This is a genomic window from Pseudomonas sp. 44 R 15 (assembly GCF_900004965.1).
GTDB classification, from domain to species: domain Bacteria; phylum Pseudomonadota; class Gammaproteobacteria; order Pseudomonadales; family Pseudomonadaceae; genus Aquipseudomonas; species Aquipseudomonas orientalis_A.
Genome location: NZ_CVTU01000052.1, coordinates 20,624 through 28,390, shown reverse-complemented (window position 1 = coordinate 28,390; position 7,767 = coordinate 20,624). Strand labels below are relative to the sequence as shown.

The window sequence follows — 7,767 nt, the reverse complement described above, 5'->3', positions numbered from 1 at the left end:
TGAACTGGCCTAATGCTCCCGGACACCTCTTAAGGGCGATATGATTCGCCCAATCAGGAGGTTTCATGCAAGAGCGAAAGACCTACACCCGCGAGTTCAAGCAACGTGCTGTAAGCATGGTACTTGATGATAACTGCTCAGTTCCTGACGTCTGTGCGTCGATGGAGGTTGGCCCCACGGCTCTGCGCCGTTGGATTGAGCAGGTTCGCAAAGAGCGTCAGAAAGGGCAGCCAGTGGCAGGTACTAAGGCAATCAGCGATGAACAGCGAGAGCTTCAACAGCTGCGAGCCAAGGTCAAGCGCCTGGAGACCGAGGCTGAAATCTTAAAAAAGGCTACGGCTCTCTTGATGTCGGATCCCGATCGTTTTTCCTGATCGAGGAGCTGAGAGAGTCGAGTTCGTATCCGATCTGCCTGCTTTGCAGTGCGCTGGGCGTTTCCCGCAGCGCGTTTTATGACTGGCTTAAGCGTCGCTCAGTGCCGAATACCAAGCGTGACGCGCTCAGAGCAAAAGTTGCGCAATTGCATGACGAAAGCCGGGGAAGTGCAGGCGCGCGGATGATCTCTCAGCACTTGAAAGCCCAGCAGATCAAGGTGGGACGGCATCTGGCCGGAAAACTCATGGCGGAGGCAAATCTGGCCAGCAGACAGCGCCGCCGCCATCAGTATCGCTCTAGAGGCGTCGAAGCATTTGTGGCCAAGAATCTGCTCGAGCGTAACTTCGAGCCAACCGCAATCAATCAGGCCTGGTGCGGCGACGTTACCAGCCTGATGGTTGGTAAACGTTGGTATCACTTGGCAGCGGTCATTGATCTGTTCGCCCGCCGAATCGTTGGCTGGGCGTTTTCCCTGATCAACGACGCCAACCTGGTTAGCAAGGCGCTGAGAATGGCGGTGGAGGTTCGAGGCAAACATGCAGGCTTGATGTTTCATTCGGATCAAGGCAGCCAATACACCAGCCAGCTCTTTCAGTCCGAGCTGCTGGAGCATGGAATAACGCAAAGCATGAGCCGCAGAGGGCAATGCTGGGACAACGCGCCAACAGAGCGTTTCTTCGGGACGCTTAAATCAGAGTGGGTGCCCAATAAGGGCTACACCACAGTTGAAGAAGCCAGGCGGGATATGACCAGCTTCTTCATGCGATACAACCGAATCAGGCTCCACAGCTACAACAACTACCTGTCGCCAATAGCCATGGAGCAAAAAGCGGCATAAACACCGTAATCGGTGTCCGGGATTACTTGACCAGTTCAAGCCCCCTCCCACAGGGGCCCGCGTGGTACCTAAAAGTTGTGTAGATACTCACGCCCGTCCCACATTTGAATGGTGTTTGGCTTCAAAGTCCCCGGTACTTTTCGTTGAGCGCATACAGGATCGCGCAGGTCTCGGCATCCAGGCGACCGGCATAATCGCGCGCCCGAAAGTGCATCTGAAACGCCCGGGTGCGCTGTTCAAAGGCCTGGCGATTCCACGCCGGTTTGTAGCCATAGCGCTGAAACGCCCGCTCGACTTCCACTTCCGGCGGCAACCCCATGTAAAACCGCCGTTGGTACATCGCCCGGGTGGCTTCGTCAAACCAGGCGCCTACCCCGGCCTCATGCAGGCAGCGCCAGGGTAGCCGGGGGCCCGGGTCGCTCTTGCGCCAGTACGCCACATCCGAATGCCCGAGAATATCGACCGGGCCGATGTGCGGGTAGCGCTCGAGGATGTCGCGCATCAACGCAATCAACACCTGCACCTGTTCCTCGCGATACGCGGGAAACGTGAACACGCCTTTGTCGTCACGCGCCAGGTTGACGATTTCGATGCCGATCGCGCGACTGTTGAGGTTATCCCGCCCGCCCCAATGGCTCGCCCCGGCATGCCAGGCACGCTTGTCCTCGCCCACCAGGCGAAACACGCGCAGTTCGTCATAGCCGGCGGCGCGATAGGCCGGTTCATCGGGATCGGGCAGCAGGTAGTGAGCGCTGACCCCATTCTGCGTCAGGGTGCGCAAGGATGATTCAAAGGGCGCAGCCGTATAGTGCAGGATCACCTGCGCCACGGGCTCGCCGTTACGTTCGTTGAAATCCCGGGCAGGGAAACTGGTATCGATGACCAACATAAGATCCGTCCTTTTCAATACGGGCCGAATCATTCGGCCCTTTCAAGCGCAAAAAAATTACCGCCATCCTGACGATTTGCAGGTCAGGCGAGCGGTAATTATTTGGCACTTGCAGAAAAGCGATCAGCGTCGCAACGGCATGCCCAGGTCAACGCGCAGGCCATCGGCCTGGCTGTCGAATGTCAGCGAGCACGCGCAGCGCTGGACGATCGCCTGGACGATCGCCAGGCCCAGGCCACAGCCGTCGCTGCTGCCAGTGCGCCAGAAGCGCTGGGTGAGGTATTGCAGGTCGTCGCTGGAAATCTGCGGGCCATGGTCGCGCACGCGGAACACCACCTTGTCAGCGCTGCAAGACACGCTCAATTGCACCCGGGTGTCGGCCGGGGTGTGGCGCAAGGCGTTGTCCAGCAGGTTGCGCAGGGCTGCCACGGCCAACCCCACGGGCATCTCCACCGGCGTGTCGACGAGGCTGTCCGCCAGGATCAGGTCGATGCGCGAATTGTCCCCGGCGTGGGCATCCTGGATCGCCAGGCGGGCGACTTCCTCGGCGCTGGACTGCAACCCATCGTCAAACGACAGGCTGCCCTCCACCCGTGCCAGCAGCAACAGTTGCTCCAGGGTGCGGTGCAGGCGGTCGGCGCCTTCCTCGGCGTGGGCCAGGGACTGGTCACGCGCCGCGCCCTCGGTCATGCGCGCCACTTGCAGGTGCGTCTTGATCGCCGTCAAGGGGCTGCGCAGCTCATGGGCGGCGTCACCGGTGAGCCGGCGCTCGCGCTCGATGGTCTTGGCGATGCGTTGCAACAGCTGGTTCTGGGTGTCGAGCAATGGCTTGAGTTCGCTGGGCAGCGGGTGGATCTGCAACGGTTCAAGGGAGTCGGCGCTGCGGCGCATCAAGGCGTCACGCATGCGGTTGAGCGGCACCAGACTCTGGCCGATGCCCAGCCACAGCAGGCACAGACAGCCCAGTAAGGCCACGCCGACCGGCACCGAGGCCGCCAGCAGGATCGACAGGTTCAGCGCCTCACGCTCCACCTGACGGTCGGCCGTGGTGATCAGCAGGTCACCCTGGGACAGGGTGAAACTGCGCCAGCCCACGCCATCGATCATCTGGTCGCGAAAACCGCTCTTGCGCGACTCCAGCCCCTCATCCGGCGTGGTATGGCTGCGCGCCAGGACTTCGCCGTGCAGGGAACTGACCTGGCAGGCCATGCCCCCCGGTACGCTCAGTTGTTCGCTACGCAAATGAGTGCCGGAACCGACGCTGGCCAGGCCCGGCATCTGTTCGGTCAGCCCGGCCACCATGCGCGCCGAGGCGACCAGTCGCTGGTCGAGGGAAAACATCATCTGATTGCGCAGGTCGTTGAGCATCCAGGCCGCCGCCAGGGCCCAGATCACGACAAAAGCGGCGCCGAGCTTGAACGTCAGGCGCAGGCGCAGGCTCTTCACGAAGCATCCTCTCCCGCATCGGCCGGACCCAGGCGATAGCCAAGGCCGCGTACGGTCTCGACGATGCCATTGCCCAATTTGCGCCGCAGGTGGTGGATGTGCACGTTCAGTGCGTTGCTTTCCAATTCGTCGTTGAACCCGTAGACGCTGTCCTTGAGCTGCTCGCTGGACAACACGCGGCCCTTGTTGTGCAGCAAGGCCTGCAACAGCGCTTGTTCACGGCGCGACAGGTCCACCGGCTGGCCACCCAGGAAGGTCTCGCGGCTGCTGGGGTCATACGCCAGGCGGCCATGTTCGATCAGGTTGACCCGGCGCCCCGCCACGCGGCGCAGCAGGGTTTGCAGGCGGGCGGCGAGTTCGCGCAGGTCGAAGGGCTTGAGCAGGTAGTCATCGGCCCCCGCCTGCAGGCCGTCGACGCGGTTGGTCACCGAGTCACGGGCGGTGAGGATCAACACCGGGATCTCCAGGCCCTGGCTGCGCTGTTGCTGCAGCAGTTTCAGGCCGTCTTCGTCGGGCAGGCCGAGGTCGAGCACCATGATGTCGAAGGTGGCCGCCCTGAGCATCGCCCTGGCCGCCGCCGCCGTGGCCACGCGTTCAACCGTGAAGCCCTGGGCGGTGAGGCCGGCCACGATGCCGCTGGCGATCAGTTCGTCGTCTTCGCAGACCAGTACGTGCATGCTGAACCCTTCATGAAAGATGCGGGTGATTAGAAAACGCACGGATTAAGCGTGCATTATGCCGCTAACTTCATAACACCCGATAACTCCTACACTCTAGAATAGCGCCGGTTAATCATCGGTTAATCAACGCCACACATTGTGTGCCTCACTTGCATCGAATTAAGGCTGGACCATGCGGTATCTATTTACTTTTCTGCTGGTGTTGCTGGCGGGGTTCGCCCAGGCCGCACCGGGTAACCCGTTCGAGTCCAAACCCGATTTCCTCCCGGTGGGCAAGGCCTTCACCTTTACTTCCGAGCGTCTTGAAAGCGGCGAGACCCAGCTGTATTGGCAGATTGCCGACGGTTACTACCTGTACCAGCAGCGCATGAAATTCGACGGCCTGGCGCAAAAGCCCGTGCTGCCCCAGGGCGAAGCCCACAGCGATGAGTTCTTCGGCGAACAGCAAGTGTATCGCCAGGGCCTGGAAGTGAAGCTCCCGGCCGACGCCACCGGGCAGGTCAAGCTGGGCTGGCAAGGCTGCGCCGACGCCGGCCTGTGCTATCCGCCGCAATCGATCACCGTGGACCTGGGCGGCAACCCGGCCGTCGCCGCCACCGCGCAGGCCCAGGACGAAAGCCTGGCCGGCGGCCTGCAACAGCGCAGCCTGGGCTGGAGCCTGCTGATCTTTTTCGGCCTGGGCCTGTTGCTGGCATTTGCCCCGTGTTCGTTGCCGATGCTGCCGATCCTTGCCGGCCTGGTGGTGGGCAGCGGTGCCAGCCCGCGTCGCGGCTTTGCCCTGGCCAGCAGCTACGTGGTGTGCATGGCCCTGGTGTATGCCGCGCTGGGTGTGATGGCCGCGTTGCTGGGCGGCAATCTGGCCGCGCTGCTGCAAACCCCGTGGATCCTCGGCAGTTTCGCCGCGCTGTTCGTGATCCTTGCCCTGCCGATGTTCGGCTTCTTTGAATTGCAACTGCCTGCGTTCCTGCGCGACCGCCTCGACACGGTCAGCCGCCAGCAGAGCGGCGGCAGCCTGGTCGGTGCGGGCATTCTCGGTGCATTGTCCGGCCTGCTGGTGGGCCCGTGCATGACCGCGCCCCTGGCCGGCGCCCTGCTGTATATCGCCCAGAGCGGCAATGCACTGCACGGCGGGCTGATCCTGTTCGCCATGGGCATCGGCATTGGTATCCCGTTGTTGTTGCTGGTCACCGTGGGCAACCGCTTCCTGCCCAAGCCGGGCACCTGGATGAACGTGCTCAAGGGCGTTTTCGGTTTCCTGTTCCTCGGCACCGCCGTGTTGATGATTCGCCCGGTGGTCGGCGAAAGCCTGTGGATCGGCCTGTGGGGCGCACTGGCGCTGGTCATGGCCTATTGCGGTTGGACGCTGGCCCGTGAATACGGCCTGGCCGCCAAGGTGTTCGGCGCAGCCTCCCTGGTGCTGGGCCTGTGGGGCGCGGTACTGGTGGTGGGCGCGGCGGGTGGCAGCGATGAGCTGTGGCAACCGCTGAAGGTCTACAGCGGCTCGCGGGTGGCTGCCACCGCTGACGCTCACGACGCGTTCACCACCATCCACGACCCGGCCGCCCTGCAAAGCCAGCTCGACAGCGCCAAGGCCGAGGGCCAATGGGTGCTGGTGGACTACTACGCCGATTGGTGTGTGTCGTGCAAGATCATGGAAAAACAGGTGTTCGGCAAGCCGGAGGTGATGGCCGCCCTGAAGGATGTACGCCTGCTGCGCCTGGACGTCACCGCCGACAATGCCGCCAGCCGCGCACTGCTGGGTCGCTACAAAGTGCCGGGGCCACCGAGTTTCGTGTGGATCGGTCCGGACGGTGAAGAACGCCGCGCCCAACGCATCACCGGCGAAGTGGATGCCGCCGCCTTCCTGCAACGCTGGACGCAAACCCGAGACGCGCGCTGATGCTGACCCTCACCATCGGCACCTTCGCCATCGCCCTGAATCACATTCTGCTGATCAGCGCGCTGATTCTCGCCACCCTGGTGGGCTGGCGCGTGGCCAAGCGTGGCGGTGAAAACCCTGAATCGGTGTTGTTCAGCCTGTTCCTGCTGGGCATGCTGGCCGCCCGTGTCAGCTTTGTACTGATGTACTGGAGCGATTACCGTAACGACTGGCTGCAGATGGTCGACCTGCGCGACGGCGGTTTCCTCGCCTGGCCCGGCGTGATCGCGCTGGTGCTCGGTGCGCTGGCCTACGGCTGGCGGCGCCCTGCCCTGCGCAGACCACTCGGCGCCGGGGTGATCAGCGGCCTGGTGTTCTGGGGCATGGCCAGCCTGTCCCTGAGCCTCTACGACAAGGGCTCGCAGCTGCCGGACATCACCTTGCGCGATGCCAACGGCAATGTGGTGCAACTGGCCGACTACAAAGGCGGCCCGCTGGTGATCAACCTCTGGGCCACCTGGTGCCCACCGTGCCGTCGGGAAATGCCGGTGCTGGAGCGCGCGCAACATCAACGCCCGGATGTCACCTTCCTGTTCGTCAACCAGGCCGAGAGCATGCAGAGTGTCAGCACCTACCTGGCCACCCAGGGCCTGAACCTGGACAACATGCTGTTCGACGCCGGCGGCCGCCTCGGCCAGGCCGTCGGCTCCATGGCGCTGCCTACCACCTTGTTCTACTCGGCCGACGGACGCCTGATCAACAGCCACCTCGGCGAACTGTCCCAGGCCAGCCTCGCCCGCGCCATGGAACCCTTCGACACCGTCCCACAAAGGAAACCTACATGCCTCGCCTCCGCCACCTGCTGACCCTGCTGCCGCTGACGCTTGCCGCCACCCTGGCCCAGGCCGAAGACTGGCCGGCCCCGATCAAGCAAATCGAAGCCAAGGGCGCCAAAATCCTCGGCCAGTTCGACGCCCCCAGCGGCCTTACCGGCTATGCCGCGCAATACCAGAACCGCGGTATGGCGCTGTACCTGACCGCCGACGGCAACAGCGTGATCGCCGGCAACCTGTACGATGCTCAGGGCAACGACCTGAGCAGCGCGCCCCTGGAAAAACTGGTGTACGCGCCGATGTCCAAGGAAGCCTGGGCCAAGCTGGAAAACAGCAGCTGGATCCAGGACGGCGACAAGAATGCGCCACGCATCGTCTACCTGTTCAGCGACCCCAACTGCCCGTACTGCAACATGTTCTGGGAACAGGCACGGCCATGGGTGAAGGCCGGCAAGGTGCAACTGCGCCACATCATGGTGGGGATCATCCGCGAAGACAGCCCAGGCAAATCAGCCGCACTGTTCGCCGCCAAAGACCCGCAGAAAGCCCTGGAAGAACACGAAGGCGCCGGCAAGGCCAGCAAGCTGCAAGCGCTGAGCAAGATCCCGGCGGATATCGAAGCCAGGCTCGATGGGAATATGAAGTTGATGGAGGAATTGGAGTTGTCGGCGACGCCGGCGATTTTCTATCTGGATGACAAGGGTGGGTTGCAGCAACAGCAGGGGGCGCCGTCGCCGGAGAAGTTGGTGAAGATTCTGGGGCCGAAGTAATTAGTCCCAGGTTCGTTAACAAGAATGCCTGTGTTAACACAGGCACTCTTGTCATGG

At 62.7% G+C, this 7,767-nt stretch carries 8 protein-coding genes; 5 read left to right on the top strand and 3 right to left on the bottom strand.

Translation table 11 applies throughout. The features are described from left to right. Positions 1-65: 65 nt before the first annotated feature. Both BFP93_RS29130 and BFP93_RS05940 read left to right on the top strand, forming a co-directional pair. Positions 66-374 (top strand): transposase, encoded by a 309-nt coding sequence (locus tag BFP93_RS29130; RefSeq protein WP_065883309.1) that lies wholly within the window; start codon positions 66-68, stop codon positions 372-374. Continuing rightward, the gene (locus BFP93_RS05940; RefSeq protein ID WP_065891840.1) at positions 371-1,213 is read left to right on the top strand and encodes an IS3 family transposase; all 843 of its coding nucleotides are present in this window, start codon (positions 371-373) and stop codon (positions 1,211-1,213) included. The genes BFP93_RS29130 and BFP93_RS05940 overlap by 4 nt, the downstream gene beginning before the upstream one ends. Before the next feature lie 121 nt (positions 1,214-1,334). On the opposite strand, the gene BFP93_RS05935 is transcribed toward BFP93_RS05940, so the two are convergent. The 3 genes from BFP93_RS05935 to BFP93_RS05925 form a co-directional block, all read right to left on the bottom strand. After that, positions 1,335-2,102 (bottom strand): N-acetylmuramoyl-L-alanine amidase, encoded by a 768-nt coding sequence (locus BFP93_RS05935; RefSeq protein WP_065892423.1) that lies wholly within the window; start codon positions 2,100-2,102, stop codon positions 1,335-1,337. Positions 2,103-2,225: 123 nt separating this feature from the next. Further along, positions 2,226-3,548 (bottom strand): ATP-binding protein, encoded by a 1,323-nt coding sequence (locus BFP93_RS05930; protein ID WP_065892422.1) that lies wholly within the window; start codon positions 3,546-3,548, stop codon positions 2,226-2,228. Beyond that, on the bottom strand, positions 3,545-4,225 hold the full coding sequence (locus tag BFP93_RS05925; protein WP_065888373.1) for a response regulator: 681 nt from the start codon (positions 4,223-4,225) through the stop codon (positions 3,545-3,547). Before BFP93_RS05925 ends, BFP93_RS05930 begins: the two co-directional genes overlap by 4 nt. Before the next feature lie 175 nt (positions 4,226-4,400). On the opposite strand from BFP93_RS05925, the gene dsbD reads away from it, so the two are divergent. The 3 genes from dsbD to dsbG are packed head-to-tail and all read left to right on the top strand — an operon-like array spanning position 4,401 to position 7,710. Then, the gene (gene dsbD, locus BFP93_RS05920; RefSeq protein ID WP_065892421.1) at positions 4,401-6,128 is read left to right on the top strand and encodes a protein-disulfide reductase DsbD; all 1,728 of its coding nucleotides are present in this window, start codon (positions 4,401-4,403) and stop codon (positions 6,126-6,128) included. Then, positions 6,128-6,973, top strand: a complete 846-nt coding sequence (locus tag BFP93_RS05915; protein WP_065892420.1) for a TlpA disulfide reductase family protein — start codon at positions 6,128-6,130, stop codon at positions 6,971-6,973. The genes dsbD and BFP93_RS05915 overlap by 1 nt, the downstream gene beginning before the upstream one ends. Next, positions 6,949-7,710: a thiol:disulfide interchange protein DsbG gene (gene dsbG, locus BFP93_RS05910; protein ID WP_065892419.1), complete on the top strand. Its 762-nt coding sequence runs from the start codon at positions 6,949-6,951 to the stop codon at positions 7,708-7,710. The genes BFP93_RS05915 and dsbG overlap by 25 nt, the downstream gene beginning before the upstream one ends. The last annotated feature ends 57 nt before the right edge of the window (positions 7,711-7,767 follow it).